General features: G+C 34.0%; 16 protein-coding genes. All 16 read right to left on the minus strand.

Going from position 1 to position 20,391, the window contains the following annotated elements; all coding sequences use genetic code 11:
• Positions 1–282: 282 nt before the first annotated feature.
• Positions 283–2,130: an ABC transporter ATP-binding protein gene (locus tag C8E03_RS02750; RefSeq protein WP_110290233.1), complete on the minus strand. Its 1,848-nt coding sequence runs from the start codon at positions 2,128–2,130 to the stop codon at positions 283–285.
• Positions 2,123–4,288 carry an ABC transporter ATP-binding protein gene (locus C8E03_RS02755; RefSeq protein WP_094378772.1) on the minus strand — a complete coding sequence of 722 codons (2,166 nt, stop codon included), beginning with the start codon at positions 4,286–4,288 and terminating at the stop codon, positions 2,123–2,125. Before C8E03_RS02755 ends, C8E03_RS02750 begins: the two co-directional genes overlap by 8 nt.
• Before the next feature lie 21 nt (positions 4,289–4,309).
• A complete protein-coding gene (locus tag C8E03_RS02760) occupies positions 4,310–4,816 on the minus strand; it encodes a MarR family winged helix-turn-helix transcriptional regulator (RefSeq protein ID WP_094378770.1) in 507 nt (168 codons plus the stop codon).
• A gap of 259 nt (positions 4,817–5,075) precedes the next feature.
• Positions 5,076–6,287 (minus strand): threonine ammonia-lyase, encoded by a 1,212-nt coding sequence (gene ilvA, locus C8E03_RS02765; protein ID WP_110290234.1) that lies wholly within the window; start codon positions 6,285–6,287, stop codon positions 5,076–5,078.
• Positions 6,288–7,238 (minus strand): signal recognition particle-docking protein FtsY, encoded by a 951-nt coding sequence (ftsY, locus tag C8E03_RS02770; RefSeq protein WP_094378766.1) that lies wholly within the window; start codon positions 7,236–7,238, stop codon positions 6,288–6,290. It abuts the gene before it with no gap.
• Positions 7,239–7,302: 64 nt separating this feature from the next.
• Positions 7,303–10,863, minus strand: coding sequence for a chromosome segregation protein SMC (gene smc, locus C8E03_RS02775; protein WP_110290235.1), 3,561 nt, complete (start codon positions 10,861–10,863; stop codon positions 7,303–7,305).
• Positions 10,864–10,875: 12 nt separating this feature from the next.
• The gene (gene rnc / locus C8E03_RS02780) at positions 10,876–11,568 is read right to left on the minus strand and encodes a ribonuclease III (protein WP_110290236.1); all 693 of its coding nucleotides are present in this window, start codon (positions 11,566–11,568) and stop codon (positions 10,876–10,878) included.
• Between the two features lie 210 nt (positions 11,569–11,778).
• On the minus strand, positions 11,779–12,009 hold the full coding sequence (gene acpP / locus C8E03_RS02785; RefSeq protein WP_094378760.1) for an acyl carrier protein: 231 nt from the start codon (positions 12,007–12,009) through the stop codon (positions 11,779–11,781).
• A 20-nt stretch (positions 12,010–12,029) separates the two neighbouring features.
• Positions 12,030–13,043 (minus strand): phosphate acyltransferase PlsX, encoded by a 1,014-nt coding sequence (gene plsX / locus C8E03_RS02790; RefSeq protein ID WP_094378758.1) that lies wholly within the window; start codon positions 13,041–13,043, stop codon positions 12,030–12,032.
• 219 nt (positions 13,044–13,262) lie between these two features.
• The gene (locus C8E03_RS02795; RefSeq protein WP_110290237.1) at positions 13,263–13,898 is read right to left on the minus strand and encodes a CatA-like O-acetyltransferase; all 636 of its coding nucleotides are present in this window, start codon (positions 13,896–13,898) and stop codon (positions 13,263–13,265) included.
• 26 nt (positions 13,899–13,924) lie between these two features.
• Positions 13,925–15,400 carry a B12-binding domain-containing radical SAM protein gene (locus C8E03_RS02800; protein ID WP_110290238.1) on the minus strand — a complete coding sequence of 492 codons (1,476 nt, stop codon included), beginning with the start codon at positions 15,398–15,400 and terminating at the stop codon, positions 13,925–13,927.
• A 2-nt stretch (positions 15,401–15,402) separates the two neighbouring features.
• Entirely contained in the window at positions 15,403–16,626 is a 1,224-nt protein-coding gene (locus C8E03_RS02805; protein ID WP_094378753.1) for a radical SAM protein, read from the minus strand.
• Positions 16,627–16,726: 100 nt separating this feature from the next.
• Positions 16,727–17,404, minus strand: coding sequence for a class I SAM-dependent methyltransferase (locus tag C8E03_RS02810; protein ID WP_170122875.1), 678 nt, complete (start codon positions 17,402–17,404; stop codon positions 16,727–16,729).
• Between the two features lie 16 nt (positions 17,405–17,420).
• A complete protein-coding gene (locus tag C8E03_RS02815) occupies positions 17,421–18,230 on the minus strand; it encodes an HAD-IIB family hydrolase (protein ID WP_094378749.1) in 810 nt (269 codons plus the stop codon).
• Positions 18,227–19,288: an aminotransferase class I/II-fold pyridoxal phosphate-dependent enzyme gene (locus C8E03_RS02820; protein ID WP_110290240.1), complete on the minus strand. Its 1,062-nt coding sequence runs from the start codon at positions 19,286–19,288 to the stop codon at positions 18,227–18,229. Before C8E03_RS02820 ends, C8E03_RS02815 begins: the two co-directional genes overlap by 4 nt.
• Positions 19,289–19,300: 12 nt before the next feature.
• On the minus strand, positions 19,301–20,383 hold the full coding sequence (locus C8E03_RS02825; RefSeq protein WP_110290241.1) for a GHMP family kinase ATP-binding protein: 1,083 nt from the start codon (positions 20,381–20,383) through the stop codon (positions 19,301–19,303).
• Between the last annotated feature and the right edge of the window lie 8 nt (positions 20,384–20,391).

Below are 20,391 nucleotides of genomic sequence, written 5' to 3' on the forward strand. Positions count from 1 at the left end.
AGCCAATCAGCACCAAATTTACCTGACACCATTATAATGGAGTCAATTATAAATTTTTCTCATCACTTGATTTTTTTCACCAAGTGACACCACTTTGATTTGACACCTTTTTCACCCATTTTTGACTCCAATTTTGACACCTTTTGACTCCAATTTTGCCCCAAAACCTACGGTGAGTTACGATAAGAAAAAGCACTTCCAAATCGCCCTAACCCCCATAGAATCTAGGCTTTTAATGCCCTTCCCTACAACTCATAAGGCGTCACCTGATATACATAATAATTATACTGCTTCTGCCCTTTCAAACTGTGAATTATACAAATTGGAGTAGAAGCCATTGGCTGCCAGCAGTTCATCATGGTTACCCTGCTCTATGATATCTCCATCCTTCATCACAAGAATTAAATCTGCATTCTTGATGGTAGATAGTCTATGTGCAATTACAAAGCTTGTTCTTCCACTCATCAGATGATCCATCGCTTTTTGAATTTGAATCTCTGTTCTTGTATCAACGGAACTGGTTGCTTCGTCCAAAATCAAAATTTTGGGATCCGCTAATATTGCTCTTGCTATTGTAAGTAATTGCTTCTGACCTTGTGAAATATTACTTGTTTCTTCATTTAATGTCATTTGATAACCATCTGGCTGTGTCATAATAAAATGATGAGCGTGCGCTGCTTTTGCAGCCTCAATTACTTCTTCATCTGTGGCATCAAGACGTCCATATCTAATGTTTTCCATTATTGTTCCATTAAACAGCCAGGTATCTTGTAAGACCATACCAAACATTTCTCTAAGCTCATTACGGTTAAAAGCTCTCAAATCATGTCCGTCTACTTTGATCACTCCTGCATTAACATCATAAAAGCGCATGAGAAGCTTTATCATCGTCGTTTTACCGGCACCAGTTGGTCCAACAATAGCTATCTTTTTCCCTTCTTGAACCTTAGCCGAAAAATCATTAATAATAATTTGATCCCTATTATATCCAAAAGATACATTTTCAAACTCAACATTTCCGTTTAACTTAGCAACATTAACTGCATCTTTCACGTTTTGATCTTCTTCCTCTTCCTCTAAAAATTCAAATACTCTTTCACCTGCTGCAGCTGATTGCTGAAGCATATTTCCAACTTGCGCTATCTGCTGAATTGGTTGTGTAAAGCTTCTGATATATTGGAAAAACGACTGAATCTGTCCAACCTGAATACTTCCTTTAATCGTTAAATAGCCCCCCAATAAGGCAACCATTACATAGCCCAAATTGCCAATAAATTGCATAATTGGCATCATCATTCCGGAAAAAAATTGTGATTTCCATGCAGAATCATATAGTTTCTTATTCGTCTCTTCAAATTCATGAATAACAGACTCTTCCTTATTAAAGACTTTAACTATATTATGTCCTGAAAACACTTCCTCTACCTGACCATTAATCTCACCAAGAAATTTTTGCTGACTTTGAAAATATTTTTGTGAACGCTTCATAATAGACCCAATCAATCCCATTGATATTGGAAGAATACATAAAGCAGCCAGTGTCATCCACCCACTTATTCTTAACATCATAATCAGTACACCTATAAGTGTTGTAACCGATGTTATCAATTGCGTTATACTCTGGTTTAAACTCTGTCCTAACGTATCGATATCATTTGTAACTCTAGATAAAATTTCTCCATGCGTTCTGCTTTCAAAATACTTTAAAGGCATTCTGTTTATTTTTTTTGATATATCTTTCCGTAATGAATAGGTTACATCATTGGCAACCCCAGTCATAATAAAACCTTGTACGAATGAAAAACATGCACTTAATAAATAGAGTCCTAGAAGCATTGTCAAAGTACTTATTATTTTATCAAAATCAATTCCACCTGTACCGCTAATCTTTTTTATCAAACCTTCAAAAATTTCAGTTGTTGCATCGCCTAATATAGTCGGCCCTACAATATTAAAAGCTGTACCTGCTATTGCAAATACAAGCATTGCAATAAGACGAAACATATATTTAGACGTACTCATAAATTGAATCAGTTTTTTCATTGAGGATTTAAAATCTTTTGCTTTTTCTCCTGCCATCACAGGACCATGTCCCATAGGTCCTCTTCCTCTTGGTCTTTCATTACTCATTTGCTAATTCCTCCTTTGATAGCTGAGATATTGCAATTTGCATATAGACCTCGCAATTATTCAAAAGCTCTTTATGCGTTCCAATCCCTACCACCTTACCTTCATCCAGCACAATGATTTGATCCGCATGTAAGATCGTACTAATTCTTTGTGCAACAATTAAGGTAACGACTTCACTTGTAACAGCTTTTAACGCCTTTCTAAGTATTACATCTGTTTTATAATCAAGGGCTGAAAAACTGTCATCAAATATAAATATTTCCGGCTTTCTTGCAATCGCTCTGGCTATTGACAAACGCTGTTTTTGGCCGCCCGATACATTAGAACCTCCCTGTGAAATTTCAGCTTTAAATTTTTCCGGTTTCTCATTAATAAATTCCATCGCCTGTGCTATCGTTGCGGCATTTTCTATCTCCGATTCCGGTACATGATCACAGCCATATCGGATATTTGAATCGATTGTACCTGAAAAAAGAACTCCTTTTTGAGGAACATAACCTATTTTTTGATGTAAATCGTGCTGTGTATAATCCTTAACATTAACACCATCAACCAAAATTTCGCCTTCTGTTACATCAAAGAACCGTGGTATTAAATTTATTAAAGTTGATTTTCCACTTCCTGTACTTCCAATAATTGCTGTTGTTTCACCCTTAGATGCTTTAAATGAAATATCAGACAAAACATTTTCCCTTGCATCCGGATAAGCAAAAGATACATGATTGAATTCTATGCTGCCTTTCAAAGTCTGTGTCTCTTTCATCGATACCTCCGGATCCTTAATAATCAATGGTGTATCAAGTACCTCGTTAATACGAACAGCCGATACACTTGCTCTTGGAATCATGATTGATACCATAGTCAGCATTAAAAATGACATAATAATCTGCATTGTGTATTGGATAAATGCCATTAAATCACCCACCTGCATGGCTCCTTTATCAATACCGTATGCACCAACATATACAATCAACAAGGTTATTACGTTCATAATTAACATCATAAGAGGCAGCATAAAAGTCATACAGCGATTTACAAATAAATTTGTTTTTGCTAATCTTGCATTCGCATCTTCAAAACGTTCTTCTTCATGCTTTTGAGTACTAAAAGCACGAATGACAGTAATACCGGTAAGGATTTCTCTTGTCACGAGATTTAATTTATCAATCAATGTCTGCAATAGCTTAAAACGAGGCATCGCTATTTGCATCAGAATAAGTACAACTAAAAGAATAATACCTACTGCCAGCACAATAATCCATGACATCGAGGTGTTCGTTTTTAATACCTTAAGAATACCACCTATTCCTAAAATCGGGGCATATAAAACAATTCGAAATAACATCGTCATGAATAATTGAACCTGTTGAATATCATTTGTATTTCTCGTTATCAACGATGCTGTGGAAAATTTATCAAATTCTGAACTTGAAAAGGAGATAACCTTTTTATACACGCACTCTCTTAGTTCACTACTAAAGGTTGCTGCAACCTTACAAGATAAAAAGGTAACCAAAATGGAAACAATCATACCTAGCAAAGCAAATGCAAGCATCTTTAATCCTGCCATTAAAATATATACTTGTTGTAAATGTTCAATATCAATCCCTTGCGCTACATACTCTGCTTTCACATATGCAATTGAAGATTGCGTTATAATGGAATCTGACATATTTTCAATATTTGATGACATGCTATCTAGCATTACATCAAGCTGCTGTTTTGGTAATTGAGATAAAAATGCAAATATGTCCTCATCCTTAGTTAATCCTAATTTCTCCTTGATGGCCGCTGCTTGATCTGTGTCATTTGACAAGGCCATTGTAATAAGCATAGGTTTACCAAAGACTGTATTAAGCTGCTCTCTGGTTGAAGCATCTATTTGCTCTAATTTTAGCAAGTCTTTGTCCTGCTCATAATTGGCTTCAACCAGACTTTTATCCTCTTCACTCATAAACAAATACAGTTTATTCATTTCATCTACTCTGATCTGATCTGCTACCGCGTCTTCAATCCCTCCTTGCTGAATACCAACATTAACAATTTTTGATGTTAAACCTGGTAACGACAAGTCACAGTAAGCCTGAATAAAAAGCATAAAGATAATTGCTATAATTGGTATCAATGACTTTTTTAAATACTTAGCTAGTTTAAACATTGCATTTTCCTTCCTATTTATCTATTTTCGATGCATTTTATCATGATGTTTAGTAAATTCCTGCATTACTTCATCAATCTCTTTATCATCAAGCGTTTGACGGATATTTTGAATTAATTGAATTAACAAGCGTCTCAAAAGACACATTTCAACATCAGAAACTCCTGAAAATATTATTTGGTCTATATCTTTTGTAACGTTTTTTACTTTCTCTAATAGCATTTTACCCTCTTTGGTTATAAATACTCTTGATACTCTTTTATCTGTCGAATCAATCTCTTTTTTTATCCATCCAGCTTTCTCCATGCGTCTGATTGAAACCGCTACAGTTGGCGGTTGAATCTTCAGTTTGTTCGCTATTTCTTTTTGATTTAATCCAGATTCATTGTTCACCAGATTCAATAAAGCCTCCTGACCCGGATGCATTCCTACATCAGAGGCTATTTTATACTTTTTAATAAAATATACTCTCGTCAATTCGAAAAAAAGTTCTCTGGTTGATTTACTGTCATAAGATGTTTGATTCATACTCTCACTTCCATTCTTTAATTAGTCGACTAATAATTATTATATTCATTATTTTAATAAATGCAACTATATTTTATGCTATTTCACATTTTTTTCACATTTTATATTTAAATTTGCTAATATTTAATATAAAAGCAGAGTAAAAATGCCGTTTTATATAGTCGGCTAACTATTTTTTTATTAAAATAATGGAATTAAAAGGGGAACTTACCTCTTAATTCCATTATGCTGCTATCTTGTTCTTTTATGAAGCAATGAATCAAGGATTCGCCTGTAAAAATTTAGGGTCATATCCGTTATCTTTTAAAGCCTGTACAATTTGTACTTTGTGATCATGTCCATATGCTTCCAGTGTAATACGAAGTTCAACCGCTGCATTTCTATTTATACTTACAAACTGATTATGTTCAAGTTTAATTACGTTGCCTTGCTGTTTTGCAATGATGTCTGCAACTCTTACAAGCTCACCTGGTTTATCAGGTAACAATACTGATACGGTAAAAATTCTGTCCCTTTGAATCAGTCCATGCTGGACAATAGAGGACATTGTAATTACATCCATATTGCCGCCGCTTAATATTGATACAATTTTCTTTCCTTTTGCTTCTAAATGCTTCAAAGCTGCAACCGTCAACAAACCGGAATTCTCTACTATCATTTTATGGTTTTCAACCATATCAAGGAAAGCAACAATTAATTCCTCATCATCAATTGTAATGATATCATCAATGTTTTTTTGTATATATGGGAATATTTTACTCCCCGGCGTTTTTACAGCAGTTCCATCCGCAATAGTATTAACATTTGGAAGTGTCGTTACTTTTTTGTTTTTCATTGATACTTGCATGCAATTCGCATTTGCAGGCTCAACACCAATTACTTTGATCTTTGGATTCAAAAGCTTTGCAAGAGTAGATACACCTGTTGCAAGTCCACCTCCCCCAATAGGGACTAATATATAATCTACTGTCGGAAGCTCTTTTATAATTTCCATTGCTATAGTTCCCTGCCCTGTTGCGACAGCCAAATCATCGAATGGGTGAATAAATGTATAACCTTTTTCTTTCGCAAGCTGCAAAGCATAATTACAAGCTTCATCATACACATTTCCAAAAAGAATTGTTTCTGCGCCATAACCTTTGGTTCGATTAACTTTCATTAATGGAGTTGTCGTAGGCATTACAATGGTCGCATTGACACCAAACAACTTTGCTGCATAAGCGACTCCCTGCGCATGATTCCCTGCTGACGCCGTAATCAATCCCTTTGCTCTTTCTTCATCTGTTAGTGTACTTATTTTGTAATAGGAGCCTCTTATCTTATACGCGCCTGTAAATTGCATGTTTTCAGGCTTTAAATACACTTTATTGCCTGTTTGTTCACTAAAGTAATCGCTATATACCAGTTTTGTTTCTAAAATTACTTTTTTCACTACCTCTGTTGCTTCTTCAAATTTTTCTAAAGTCAGCATTTACTCATCATCTTCTTTCTCATCGTGCTTTACGTCAAATAATGCATTAACAAAATCATTCGCATTAAATTTCTGCAAGTCATCAATAGTTTCTCCTACACCAATATATTTAACCGGAATACCAAGCTCTGAGTGAATTGCAATTGCGATTCCTCCCTTAGCCGTTCCATCTAATTTGGTCAAAATAATTCCTGTAATGTTCGCAGCTTCCTTAAATTGCTTTGCCTGTGCAAGGGCATTTTGTCCTGTCGTTCCATCAAGCACCACCAAAGTTTCTCTATACGCATCAGGATATTCTCGCTCTAATACCCTGTCAATCTTCTTTAGTTCCTCCATTAGATTTTTCTTGTTATGAAGTCTGCCTGCTGTATCACACAGAAGCACATCTGCATTTCTTGCTTTTGAAGCAGCAACTGCATCATAAACAACCGCTGCCGGATCAGCACCCTCCTGACCTCCGATAATATCGACACCTGCACGATTTGCCCACTGTGTCAACTGCTCACCTGCCGCTGCCCGAAATGTGTCTGCCGCTGCCAAAACAACTTTTTTTCCTTGATCCTTTAGTTTCCCAGCTAGTTTTCCTACACTTGTAGTTTTTCCTACACCATTCACACCAATTACCAATATAACAGATTTCCTATGTTCGAATTCATACGCTGTCTCTCCGACATTCATCTCATCCTTAATGCTCTCTATCAAAAGCTCCTTACATTCAGCAGGATCTTTAATCTTATTTGCTTTCACCTTTTCCTTCAAATCTTCAATAATAGAAGTGGTTGCATTAATTCCCAAATCTCCCATAATCAGGATTTCTTCAATTTCATCGTAAAATTCATCATCTATACTGGAAAATCCATTAAAAATAGAATCAATTCCTGATACAATGTTATTTCTTGTTTTGGTCAGTCCTTCTACCAGCTTTCCAAAAAAACCCTTTTTCTCACCCATATCTTCCTCCTGTATCTAAAACTAATTATTTTATGAAACCACTATTATTCACTGATTATAATCTCTATTTATCTAAATCATCTTCGATTAAATTAACCGAAACCAGAGTTGATACACCCTTTTCTTGCATTGTGATGCCATATAGCCTGTCTGCTGCTGCCATCGTTCCACGCCTATGTGTAATAATAATAAATTGTGTATTCTTTGTCAACTTATGTAAGTATTTTGCATAACGAGAAACGTTGGAATCATCAAGTGCCGCCTCTATTTCATCCAAAAGACAAAACGGAGAAGGCTTTAAATTCTGAATAGCAAATAATAATGCAATAGCAGTAAGTGCCTTTTCTCCACCCGATAATTGCATCATATTCTGAAGCTTTTTCCCAGGCGGCTGTGATATAATGCGTATTCCTGCTTCCAAAATATCGGTGTCTTCCATTAGCTCAATCGTTCCTTTACCTCCACCAAACAACTCTTGAAAGGCTTTATCAAACTCTATTTTTATCAATTCGAATTTTTCCATGAACTGATTGCGCATTCCAATATCCAATTCGTCAATAATTTTAAGAAGTGTTTCTTCCGACTCCACCAAATCATCTCTTTGTTCACTCAAAAAATGATATCGCTCTGAAATGTTTTTGTAATCCTCAATTGCATTTACATTCACATCACCAAGCTTTTTGATTTCCTCCTTAAGCCTTATGATTTCTTTTTTTAACTCTGACTGGCTATCTAATTCTTCATTTCGCATTTTAAGAGCTGAACCATATGTGATTTCGTATTCCTCCCACATATAGTTAATTTGACTCTCACTTGCTTCCTCATACTTTTCTTTTTGGTTCACCAAACGAAAAACTTCCTTGTCTAATTGGTTGATTCGTTCAGACAATTCCTCACGTTTTGAAAAAAAGCCCTTATGACTTGTAGTCAGTCCTTCCTTCTTTATTGTAAAGCACTTGAGATTTTCCTGACATTCTAAGAATATACTCTCCATTTGTATAGATTCTTGTTGAAGAGCTTTAATCTCCTCTTCTTTTAATAAAATATCATTTTTAGCGCCAAAAATACTATCGTTTAATTGCTGCAACTGAGCATTTAGCTTACTGATCTCTTGATTCACACGTCTGATATTTTCCAAAATAAATTCGTTCTTTTGGTTCAGATTAGCAAATTCTAAATTTATGTCAGCAGCTTTTTTTGAATATTCTATTTCTTTTGCTCTTTCTTCCTCTAACCTTTTGCTTTCCTTTGCAATGAGTACTTCGTATTCTTTTTCTTTTGCTTCTGAGTCAGACAGTTCTGTTTGAATCTCTTCTTTTCCCTTTGTGATATCCTTGATTTGCTGTTCGATTTCCTGACTTTCCTTTTTTAAATCCTCAAATAACACAATACTGCTGTTTTTCCTATCCTCTGCCTGATTTATATTCATTTTTGCTGTATTTTGCATCAAATACTGTTCTTGAAGTTCTTTTTTCAGCTTTTCAATCTGTTCATAAGCATATTGTCGCTTTGTTTTCTTTTCATCTATTTCTTTTTGAAGAAGCTCTGCCTCTTTGTAACGAAGGGCAGTCTTTTCCTTTAGTTCTTCAATTTCACGTCTTCTGCCAAGCAAATTGCTTGTATTCTTAAAAGCACCTCCAGACATGGAGCCTCCCGGATTTAAAGATTCCCCTTCTAAGGTTACAATCCTAAGTATATATTTATACTTTCTAGCCAAAGAGATTGCATGATCTATATCATCTACTACAATCGTCCTTCCCAGTAAATACTTAGACAGTCCCTGATACTTTTCTTTCGTCGTCACTAAATCACTTGCTAAGCCGATAACTCCTTTTTCCCTTAAGGCATTTTCTTGATTGAATATAGTCTTATTTCCAATGCTTGTAAGCGGCAAAAAGGTTGCTCTTCCGTATTTATTTGACTTTAAGTAGTGAATCATTCGTTTCGCTGTCTCTTCATCCTCAGTAACAATATTTTGAATGCTTCCACCCAAAGCAGTTTCAATTGCAACTTCATATTCCTTTTCCACTTTAATAATATCCGCCACAACACCGATAATTCCCTGTTCTTCTTCTTTTCTCTCCATGATACGGCGTATACTGTTTCCATAGCCATCATATTTCTCCGTTATATTAATCAAAGAATCCAAACGGGATTTTTCCATATGGAACGCAGATTGCGTTTCATTTCTTCTTTGATTCATTTCAAGAAGCTCTTCTTGAATAAATTTGACCTTATCTTCGTTATAGCTGGTTTCTTCATTAAGCTTAAGAATATTGCTTGAAAATGTCTCCAACCCTTTTTGATATTCCTTTAAAAGCTCATCCTGCTCTGCTTCTTCACTTTTTACTTTCAGTAATTTTTGGCTAAGCTCTGCCTTTTGAAGACTAATCTGCTCAAGCATTGTATCAAAGCGCTGCATCTTGCTCTTAGTAGATGCTCTTTCATTTAGTAAATCAAAGATTTCATTTTTATACTCATCTATGCAGGCATTTAAACCAGTAATTCTATTTTGTATTTCTCTGATGATATCGGCTGCGTTTATCTGTAAATCATCAATAGCGTCCAGCTGTTGATTGATATCCTCTTTCTGAGTGGTGAACTCTTCCTTTTGTCTTTCTTTTAATGCAACTTCCGAAGTAATAGCTGATATTCTTTCCTGCAAATTTTCATCGTTTTGCCTTACAGAATTAATCTGCTCCTTTAATACATTTATTTTACCTTCCACATCACGGCTTAAGATACCTGTCTCATTTTGTTTGTTTCGATATTCTTCAATTTTCAAATCAATAGCTTCAATATCTGCTTCAAGCTTTTCGTATTCCAATTTTGTACTTTCATAACTTGACTTAGTTTCTGTCAAATCTCTGTCTGCAATAGAAAGCTTTTCATCTACCTGACTTAACTGCTCCTCAATCCGTTTGGTATCCATTAAAAATAAATTGACATCAAAAAGCTTAAGTTCTTCTTTTTTCTTTAAAAATGCTTTAGCAGTTTCTGATTGTCTTTCAAGAGGCTCTATTTGTTTCTCTAACTCTGACAAAATATCTGTAACACGAAGCAGGTTCTGCTTCTCATCCTCAAGCTTTTTCTGTGCTACCATCTTTCTTCTTTTAAATTTTACAATTCCGGCCGCTTCATCAAACAGTTCCCTGCGTTCCTCTGGCTTACCACTTAATATTTTATCAATCTGACCTTGTCCAATAATGGAATAACCCTCTTTACCAATTCCGGTATCATAAAATAGCTCGTGAACATCCTTTAACCTGCAACTTGTTCCATTCATAAGATATTCGCTTTCACCAGACCGATAAACCCGCCTTGCAACCGTTACCTCTTCAAAATCGATTGCCAATTTATGATCAGAATTATCAAGTGTTATAGCGACACAAGCAAAGCCAAGAGGTTTTCTATTCTCCGTTCCTGAAAAAATAACGTCCTGCATGCTGGCACCTCTAAGCTGTTTCGCACTTTGTTCTCCTAATACCCAGCGAACCGCATCAGCAACATTACTTTTCCCACTTCCGTTTGGCCCAACAATACCTGTTATTCCATTGTGAAATTCAAACACTATTTTATTTGCAAAGGATTTAAAACCCTGCACCTCTATACTCTTTAAATACATACCATTCTCCTGCTAAGATTTTCTAAGTTTTACAATAGCGCTATAGGCAGCCTCTTGTTCTGCCGCTTTTTTGGTTCGGCCGATTCCATGTCCTACAATGTTATCTCCTATCATTGCATCAACAATAAACTTTTTGTTGTGGTCTGGTCCTTCTTCGCCAATCAGCTTATAAATTAATTCGTCTTTATAATCACTTTGTACAATTTCTTGCAGGATAGTCTTGCTATCATAAAAGAGCTGCTTATGTTCTATATCTGATAAAATGAATTTATAGATAAACTCTTTTGCATTAGCAAAACCACCATCTAAATAAATAGCTCCAATCAATGCTTCCATTGCATCGGAAACTATTGAATTTCGATCTCGTCCGCCGGTTAAATCTTCCCCCTTTCCAAGTAATAAATATTTTCCCAATTCGATTTCTCTGGTACAAAAAGCTAACGTTTGTTCACATACAATACTCGCTCTTATTTTAGTTAAATCTCCCTCTGGAAACTTTGTATACTTTGAATATAAAAAATCACTTGTCACTATTTCCAAAACAGCATCACCTAAAAATTCCAGCCTTTCATTACTCGTTAATCTGCTTAATCGATGCTCATTTGAAAAGGAACTATGTGTCATTGCCTGACGAAGTAAGCCAGAGTCTTTAAACTGATATCCTATTCTTGTTTCTAAATCCTCAAATAATATCTTTTTTGTCATTATTACACCTCCCTGAATGAACTACTAAATAATCTTATAAGAACGTCTTTTGCACCTACTATTTTACAACACAAAAGCCCTATTCAGGGCTTTTGCGTATCAACTTATGCGATAAAACAAGCCAATTCGCCATAATCGTATGGCCATAAGGCACTTCACACAAACCGAAAGCTTCCTAAGGGGTTTCATACTCTCAGTTAACACTTATAATTAGTTGTTAAGATTCTTAATTTGTTCAATTACATCTCCAACTGAAACTATATTTTCAGCATCTTCATTGGATATCTCAATATCAAATTCTTCCTCTATTCCCATTATAATTTGAAAAATATCTAGAGAATCGGCACCCAAATCATCAACAAATGTTGTCTCCATCGTAATTTCATCTGCATCAACATTTAATACCTCTGCAATAATTTTTTGTAATTTTTCAAATTCCATATTTTTTCAATCCTTTCTACTTACTCATCCTTCATTATAATATTTGCTTTGATTTTTTCATTAATTTTTTGATTCTTAAAAGCTACACATTGTATAATTGAGTTGGTAACTTCCTTGGCTTTAGAACTTCCATGAGTCTTTACTACAAGTCCATTCAGTCCCAAAAGCGGTGCCCCGCCGTATTCACTGGCATCAAAGGACTTAAGAGTTGCTTTTAACGCAGGCTTAACAAGAAGTGCTCCTATTTTACTCTTTAAAGATGACATCATACCATCTTTCATCATAGTCAATAAAGTTGCGCCAACACCTTCATATAATTTGAGGATAACATTTCCTACAAATGCCTCACATACTATTACATCCGCATATCCGCTTGGAATATTTCTTGCTTCAATGCTTCCGATAAAATTAATATCACTGCTTTCCTTCAATAAAGGAAACGTCTCCTTAACAAGCATATTTCCTTTTTCTTCTTCTGCCCCTATATTTACAATTGCAACTCTTGGATTTTTAATACCTACTACATTCTCCATGTAAATAGAACCCATTTTTGCAAATTGAACTAAATGCGATGCTCTGGCATCAACGTTGGCACCACAATCAACCAATAATGAAACTCCTTTAGCTGTAGGAATCAATGGAGCAAGTGGAGGTCTTTCTATTCCTTTTATTCTTCCAACTATTACCTGACCCCCTACAAGAATAGCTCCCGAGCTACCTGCTGATACAAGAGCGTCTGCCTCATGATTTTTTACCATGTTCATAGCCTTTACTAAAGATGAATCTTTTTTTTGTCTTATCGCCATTACAGGTGGTTCTTCGGTTGCAATTACTTCTGTAGCATTAATTATTTCAAGTTGTTCTTTATTATATTCATATTTCTTAAGTTCTGCCTTAACAATCTCTTCTTTGCCAACAAGAAATATTTTAATATTGTTCTCCTTATTTATTGCTTCTATTGCACCTTTTACGATTTCTCCCGGGGCATGATCCCCTCCCATAGCATCAACTGCCACTTTCACTATTTCTTGCATATGAGTCAATTTCCCTCCTTGAATACCTAATAATCAATATACTAGATATCGATTTATAAATCAATATTTATTTTGATTATTTTCCAATAAATATTATATCTGACTCATTATACTGTATTATATCATTTTTAGATAACAAAAAGAGCCGTTGAAAAATGATTAATATAACCATTTGGACAACAGCTCCTCTTATAACAAGCATAGTATAAAATTACTATATTACAAATATTTTTCAATATTGTAAAAATATTCTTGAACCTTTTCATAAAAACGGCTTAAATGTAATCCGTCCATTAGAGCATGATGTGCCTGTACTCCTAATGGTAGTTTAACTGTATCACCTATTTTCTCATACTTTCCCCACGCAATTCGTGGAATGGAATCGGCAGTTTTAGTATTGACCGGTTGTATTACCTGGGTAAAAGCCAGCCATGGCACGCATGAAACAAAAATAAGATCATCTCTATCTGGTTCATGATAGATATCTATATTGCCACGCAGCTTTTCTGATTCTATAACAGCTCTTTCATAGAATCTATTAAAATTCGCATCAAATTCAACCGTACAAAAATTAAAAGCATCTTCTACCGTCAGCAATGTATAAGAAGGATGTATAATTTCATATTCTATTACCTTATCCTCTTTTAATCGATATCTAAATTCTGTTACAGAATTAGCTGCTTTCGAAACAAAAAATAAAACTGTTTTAAAAATTGAGAGATTTGTTTTTTTACAATAAAGATAAAGTTGTGTCATATCAACATTTACAGTAACTCCCATATACGGATAATCCATGTTTTTATATAATTGATACAAATATTTTCTTGAAGATTTTTCTATATCCACATATTTCATTTTCTCTATTCCACCTTATGTAATTTTTAAAAGAAATCAAAATCATTTAATTCAAAGCCTAGTTCAGTCATTTGTTTATAATATGGAGATTTTACTGTCGCTTCTCTTGTACTTTTTTTCAATTCCTTTAGCCATCTTAAAGTATCCTCTTTAGTTTGATATGGCATATCATGAGTTACTAACTCGGAATAGATTCCATTTTCTCTTCTTTCTACCGTAGAGAATATTTTGAAATCATCATAATTATGAAAATATGCATTTATATTATATAAATGCCTGTTTTTATATAAATCAGTTTGTGGGAAAAGCAATAGTTGAGAAACTCTTTCTGTAAATACTCCCATTTTCGTTGTCTCTTTAATCGCTTCCTCAGTTAACCGAACGTCCTCTTTAGTCTCTCCCGGCAAGCTAATCAGCCACCATGCTGTTGATAAGGTTTTTGTTTTTCCTAATATTTCTACATCTGAATATATTTTATCCATGTTATGATAACGGTTCATATTTTTAGCAACTTTTTCAGAACCTGTTTCAATGCCATAGTCAACTGCAACTTTTTTAGCCGGAAAGGATTCTAACACTTCAAAAATATCTGAGTTGACATAGCCTGGCTCAATAAAAAAATGCATAGCATCCATTTTCAAATTATTCTTTTTAACTAATTCCACATATTTTTCTATCGGTTTATTCCCATTTGCATAAAAGGAATCTTGTATCAAAATATTTGTTTTGCCTTCTTTTAAATATATTTTTAATTGCTCTACTAAATATTCAGGAGAATGAAAGTCACGTTTTCTTCTGCCCAAACGCCCAATATCATCTGCTTCTAAGCAATATGCACACTGCTGAGGACATCCTCCTCTAACCGTATCCAAAGCCGCAGCAAACGGTATAATATCACCCTTTGCAGGCTTTATTTTCGGCCATACAACGGAATGTGACATAAAAGGAAGATCATCGAGTTTTAGTTTGACTTCTCTTGGCTTAAACGAGACTTGATTCATGTCCTGATCATAAGTCATATATCCGGCTATATCCCTATCCAACTTACCGGTATTCTCTACTGACCTCACCAATTCATGAAGAGTCTCTTCTCCTTCACCCACAATTACTCCATCAATTATATCAAAATAACCTCTAACAATATCCTGTGCAAAAAAGCTGGCATGCTGTCCACCAATAACAATAGGAATATCTCCATATATATTTCTTATTAATTTCGCAGTTTCTAACATTCCTACGCTCTGATGAACCCACATATTCCCAATTCCAAACAAGACAGGCTTTCTTTCTTTGATCTTATTTATAACCTGTTCTACCGTATAACCGTTTCTTAATGCTTTTGCTAAATGTAAGACTTCTACAATATAACCCTTACTTTTAAGATAAGAAGCTAAGGCTAATAAGCCAATACTGTCAAACTGATCGAACAGCGCCGGCTGTATTTTTGCCAGCTTAAATGATGTATGTGGCTGAATCAAACAAACATATTTATTCTTCTCCATTATTATACTCCTGAATTTATGGTTTCTAAATATTTGCTCTGCTTGCTTCTATCTGGACAAATTGTATCCAAGCAATGTTGCCAATAAACATTATCATTCGTATTTGCTCTTAAACAGACTTCTTTTTTACAAAAAATAACCGCTTGCGATTTTTCTTCTTTATGTACTACGTATCCATTCTCTCCTAACTGACTTATGAAAAAATCAATTCTTCTCATTTTTTCCTGTTGTTCTATCTGACCGCTCATAGCTGCTGCCTTTGTCCCATCTTTAGGAGAAAATGCAAAGATGTGCCCCCAATCAAATTTTGTATCCAGAATAAATGCAACGCTTTCCATAAATTCTGACTCCGTTTCGGTTGGAAATCCAACTATAACCTCTGTTCCCAGAATAATATCAGGACTATACTTTTTAATTTCAATATAAGCTTCCTTTAATTGATGCACATCGACTTTTCGGTTCATTAAGTCTATAATTCTCTCACTTCCAGCCTGAATAGCTGAAACTATCATTCCTAGTTTATTCTTTTTTGCTGCTTCCAGTATACTATCGTAATATTTTAACAGCCATTTAGGATGTAAGGAATCAATAAGTGCACTATAAGAATTTTCTTTAAACGGAAGAGCGGTGAGTAGGGTCGCAAAGCTCTCTTTAATATCCAAACCATAAGCACCCACGTTATCTCCATTAATGACTACTTTATCAGCATCACTTTCATTAAATGCTTCCACCTCTGTCACACACTCTTCTACTGTTTTACTATGTAATTTGCCTACTGCCCATTTTGTTGCACAATATGAGCAATTTTCCGGACATCCTCGTGATACCTCAACACAAAAGTATTTGTCCCCCCAAGTCATATCATGTACTTCTTGAATATCAGAAAGTTTATGGAATTTACCGAATATGTCATCGAATTTTTCCAATTCAGTGTTTCTAATAACGGTACCTGTAAATATAGATTTCAATTTATCCACATCCGTGTCTGGTACACATCCTGTTACAATTATTTCCGCTGATATTTTTTTTGCACTCTCAATCTCATCTAATGCCATCTTCGCAGTTTCATTAATAAAACCACAGCTCGTAACTACAATATAATCACTTTCTTCTTTTTTATTTGTTAACTCATAACCATTGGCTCTCAAATAAACTTTTAATTTAGCCATATCCATTTCTCTGCGGCTACAATTTAAATTACAAATTACACATACCTTTAAGCTCATATAACTTTTCGTTCATATGACATCTAATATAATGACATCATAAAAACTACTCCTTTCGTTTGATTTTAATATTTAGCACACCTTATATACAGTGTTTTGCTCACAAGTTATTTTTTATGAAAATTCCCCTTAAGACACTCCTATTTCCAATATTAATTTTTGTTTGGTATGAAAATGTATTACCTTCTGGCAACAAATAATTATCCTTTAAAATATCTAATATTTTATGTTCTGGCAATAAAATCATATCCAATTGATCCGGTGTTTCGTATAGATAATCTTCGCTTTTCTTAATCAAATCTTTTTCTACGAAAGCATCGGTAAAAACATTCATGCATAGATGTCCTCCTCTCTTTAATATTCGTGATGTTTCTCTAATTGCTGTAATAAATTCTTCAACAGATGATGTATTATGATAGATTCCATTTGCCAAAACATAATCTATACTTTCATTTTCATAAGGAAGACTTAACATATTAGCTATTTTAAAGCTGACTTTTTCTGTTTCATTTAATTCCAGTAATTCAATCTTTTTTCGCGCTGCTTCCAACATATTTTCATGTAAATCACATGCTAACACCTGAAATCCAAGTGATGCAAGCATATACGTGTTTCTGCCTCCACCACATCCCAAATCTAAAACTGTATCATTTTGGGGTTCAACAACACAAGTAAAATAATCTTTCCAGTATAACGGAATACCTGCATTTGCAAATTCACTTACAATTTTGCTGCTATTCCAATAATCGTTTGCTTTTTCTTCACTTACTTTCTTCAATTTACTTCCTTTCCTTTTATCTTTCATAAAAATAGTTTTCTATCAATTTGATTACGGATAATCCTTGAGAATATTCTAATTGAATATCTGCATACCTTTGTAATTCTTTTGGTAAATTTCCTACTCCCACGCCAATCTTTGCATACTTTAATAAGTCAAAATCATTCATATCATTGCCAAATGCAACCACCCTATGCTCTTTTAATTCTTGATACATATTAACTATTTTTTCAGCAGCTAAGCCTTTAGAAGCATGAGAAGATATAATTTCTATTATTGCCCCTGATGTATTATCGGCATCTTGAAATACAGATGCTTTCATCATCTTACCATTTTGTTTCATAAAGCTTTCATATACATTTTTTATTCTTTCTGGTTTATCTTTAAAAGCAATCGAAATTATTCTTTCAGATTTAAGCTTGTCTATTTTGACTATATCAGAGCTTCCAGCAATCTTATAATGATTAACTTTTCCCTTTTCATTTGTAACTAGTGAAACCTCAAAATTGTATAATTGCAAAAAAGATATGACAATTCTTACCACTTCATAATTGATGTTCCAATCCCTTATTATTCGTCCTGTTCTAAAATCCACTATGGCAGCTCCGCCACATATTGCCACCGGGAGCGTAAATTCAATATGCTTCATAATTTCCCTTGAGCTTCTATGATCTCTGGAAGTTATATACGTAAACTTGAGTCCTTTTTTCATCATATCATTTAGACTTTTGACAGCTTCCGGCTCCAGTTCATGGTTTTTATTGAGTAAAGTACCGTCTAAATCACTAATGAATAAATAATTTCCTTTCTTGTTTTTTTCTTTCATATATTTATATTTCCTAACATTCTTTCCACCGCTTTATATAATTGAACAAAACTATCCTCATCACTATGAATTGTAATTCTTACTGCATTTGCAAATTCCAATCCCTTTTCTTCTTTTACCGAAAAGCTTAGTATATTTTCTTTCACCAGCAAATCCCATATACTTATACTATTATTGTTATATCCTATAATTAAGGTATTACTTAAGGAATTGCAAACATAAAAATCAGTATTATTTGAAACAAGCTTTGTTAGCTGCATTTTGTGATCATCTATTTTTTTCTCCATATTCTTAAAGAGACTTTTCTTTAATATAAGCTTTTTTGCTAATAGAACAGAATAATTGCTAACTGGAAATACTGACTCTTGATCCTCTATTATTCGCTTGAATTTCTCGTCCATTGCAGCATAACCAAGTCTGATACCCGGAAAGCCATAATATTTTGAAAATGTTCTAAGAATAATAAGATTAGGATAACTGATTCCATTTTCCAAAAGAGAATAGCTCTTTATATCACTCACTGAATCCATGGAAGCTTCATCTACTATAAAAAGTATGTCTGACATTTTTTCCACTAATGTCTTTAATTGTTGCATTAAGAACCCTTTTCCGGTAATAGGATTAGGATTGGATATCCAAACCGCCTGACACTTTTTATATCTTATTTGTTGTTCTAATTTTTCAATATCTAATAATAATTCCTCTATACTGATAGGCAGAAATAAAAATTCAACATTATCTAATGTTTCATATATTCGATAAAAATTTGGTACTACAACGCCTACTTTTAGATTTTTTAGTAGGAAATTATTAATCTTCCATATGATATCCTCAGAACCTGCTCCAACCAAAAAGTTCTCATTTGAATATTCCTCACTTAAAATTTTTTTTATTTCCTCATAATTTTCATCGGGATACTTATTTAAATATTGAAACACTTCATTTGGAGATAAGTCATTTATTAAATTAAATATCATATTGTCCTTATTGTAGCTTAATGAATAATCACTAAATTCCTCATTATTGCGATATTTTTCATACAGACTTAAATAATTCATATTTTTTCTCCGCTATTTCATGTAATTAACTTTGTAAATGCCATTATTGATCTTCGTTTTTATAATTTTCATATCTTTTTCTTTAAAAGCTTCCAAACACTTGGCTGAATTTTTAGTTATTGCAAATACTGCCGGTCCTACAGATGAAATTGATAGGACATCTACATATTTTTCTGTTTTAAGAAAGGATAATTCATCCATTAAGCTGACCATACCGTTGTATGTATAGGAGCAATTTTGTATACTACCCATATTATATCTATAATCGTAAATGACATCCCCTACCACTTCTAGATTTCCATTAATTGCGGAGGGTAGAAAATAATGTAACATATTAAAGGCAATTTCATTTTTATATTTCGTTCCGCAGTCCATAAACTTATCTAAGTTCTCTTTTTCATCGTCAAATTGACATTTCGAATCTATAAATACATAGTTGTCCGGAATTCCTATAATAACATCATAGTCCTCCTTGATATCAACCGATAAGATTACGGTACTTTCACCTGCCAATACTAATAATCCGCCGGTATGCAGACCCGAAGCGGCAGAGCCTCCAATACACTGAACGGGATTTAAATTAAAAGAATCATGATCTATTTCCTCCCCATAATTTTGAGCCAAATACCTTATTAATATGTCAGCCTCAATCGGGCAGCCAAACAAATGATTAATTGCGGCGGCGGTTCCTGCTTGCAAGCATCCGGTTGAACCTAATCCACAATGCTTTAAATTATTGTAGTTTTTAATATTAACTTGAAAACCGCCCTCATATCCCAGTGCTTTCTTCATAATTAAACATGCATGTCTAATAACAGTTTCTCTATCTTTTATTTCCTCATTTACAACTATCTTTTCATCAGATATGATACCTATTTCAATTTCTGCAAATATTTGAGTAGAAAAAACAACCTCTCCTGGAGTATATTTCATATTATTATTTTCTACAATCTTGCTAGGGTCTATTGCCATTGCATTTAATCTCATGGGATAATCAATTGATATTTTTTGTCCTTGCAATTTAACAGGATTTCTACATATAATTGGATTAAACACCGTTCCTACTTTAAAATAATCAAAATTTTTAATTTCCATTTTTCCTC

Origin of the sequence: Lachnotalea glycerini (assembly GCF_003201285.1) — a bacterium.
Taxonomy (GTDB): domain Bacteria; phylum Bacillota; class Clostridia; order Lachnospirales; family Lachnospiraceae; genus Lachnotalea; species Lachnotalea glycerini.

What these genes read in the sequence shown, in the direction of transcription:
- C8E03_RS02750 (WP_110290233.1), bottom strand. Translation starts at nt 2,130, where the DNA reads ATGAGTAATGAAAGACCAAGAGGAAGAGGACCTATGGGACATGGTCCT.
- C8E03_RS02755 (WP_094378772.1), bottom strand. Translation starts at nt 4,288, where the DNA reads ATGTTTAAACTAGCTAAGTATTTAAAAAAGTCATTGATACCAATTATA.
- C8E03_RS02760 (WP_094378770.1), bottom strand. Translation starts at nt 4,816, where the DNA reads ATGAATCAAACATCTTATGACAGTAAATCAACCAGAGAACTTTTTTTC.
- ilvA (WP_110290234.1), bottom strand. Translation starts at nt 6,287, where the DNA reads ATGCTGACTTTAGAAAAATTTGAAGAAGCAACAGAGGTAGTGAAAAAA.
- ftsY (WP_094378766.1), bottom strand. Translation starts at nt 7,238, where the DNA reads ATGGGTGAGAAAAAGGGTTTTTTTGGAAAGCTGGTAGAAGGACTGACC.
- smc (WP_110290235.1), bottom strand. Translation starts at nt 10,863, where the DNA reads ATGTATTTAAAGAGTATAGAGGTGCAGGGTTTTAAATCCTTTGCAAAT.
- rnc (WP_110290236.1), bottom strand. Translation starts at nt 11,568, where the DNA reads ATGACAAAAAAGATATTATTTGAGGATTTAGAAACAAGAATAGGATAT.
- acpP (WP_094378760.1), bottom strand. Translation starts at nt 12,009, where the DNA reads ATGGAATTTGAAAAATTACAAAAAATTATTGCAGAGGTATTAAATGTT.
- plsX (WP_094378758.1), bottom strand. Translation starts at nt 13,043, where the DNA reads ATGCAAGAAATAGTGAAAGTGGCAGTTGATGCTATGGGAGGGGATCAT.
- C8E03_RS02795 (WP_110290237.1), bottom strand. Translation starts at nt 13,898, where the DNA reads ATGAAATATGTGGATATAGAAAAATCTTCAAGAAAATATTTGTATCAA.
- C8E03_RS02800 (WP_110290238.1), bottom strand. Translation starts at nt 15,400, where the DNA reads ATGGAGAAGAATAAATATGTTTGTTTGATTCAGCCACATACATCATTT.
- C8E03_RS02805 (WP_094378753.1), bottom strand. Translation starts at nt 16,626, where the DNA reads ATGAGCTTAAAGGTATGTGTAATTTGTAATTTAAATTGTAGCCGCAGA.
- C8E03_RS02815 (WP_094378749.1), bottom strand. Translation starts at nt 18,230, where the DNA reads ATGAAAGAAAAAAACAAGAAAGGAAATTATTTATTCATTAGTGATTTA.
- C8E03_RS02820 (WP_110290240.1), bottom strand. Translation starts at nt 19,288, where the DNA reads ATGAATTATTTAAGTCTGTATGAAAAATATCGCAATAATGAGGAATTT.
- C8E03_RS02825 (WP_110290241.1), bottom strand. Translation starts at nt 20,383, where the DNA reads ATGGAAATTAAAAATTTTGATTATTTTAAAGTAGGAACGGTGTTTAAT.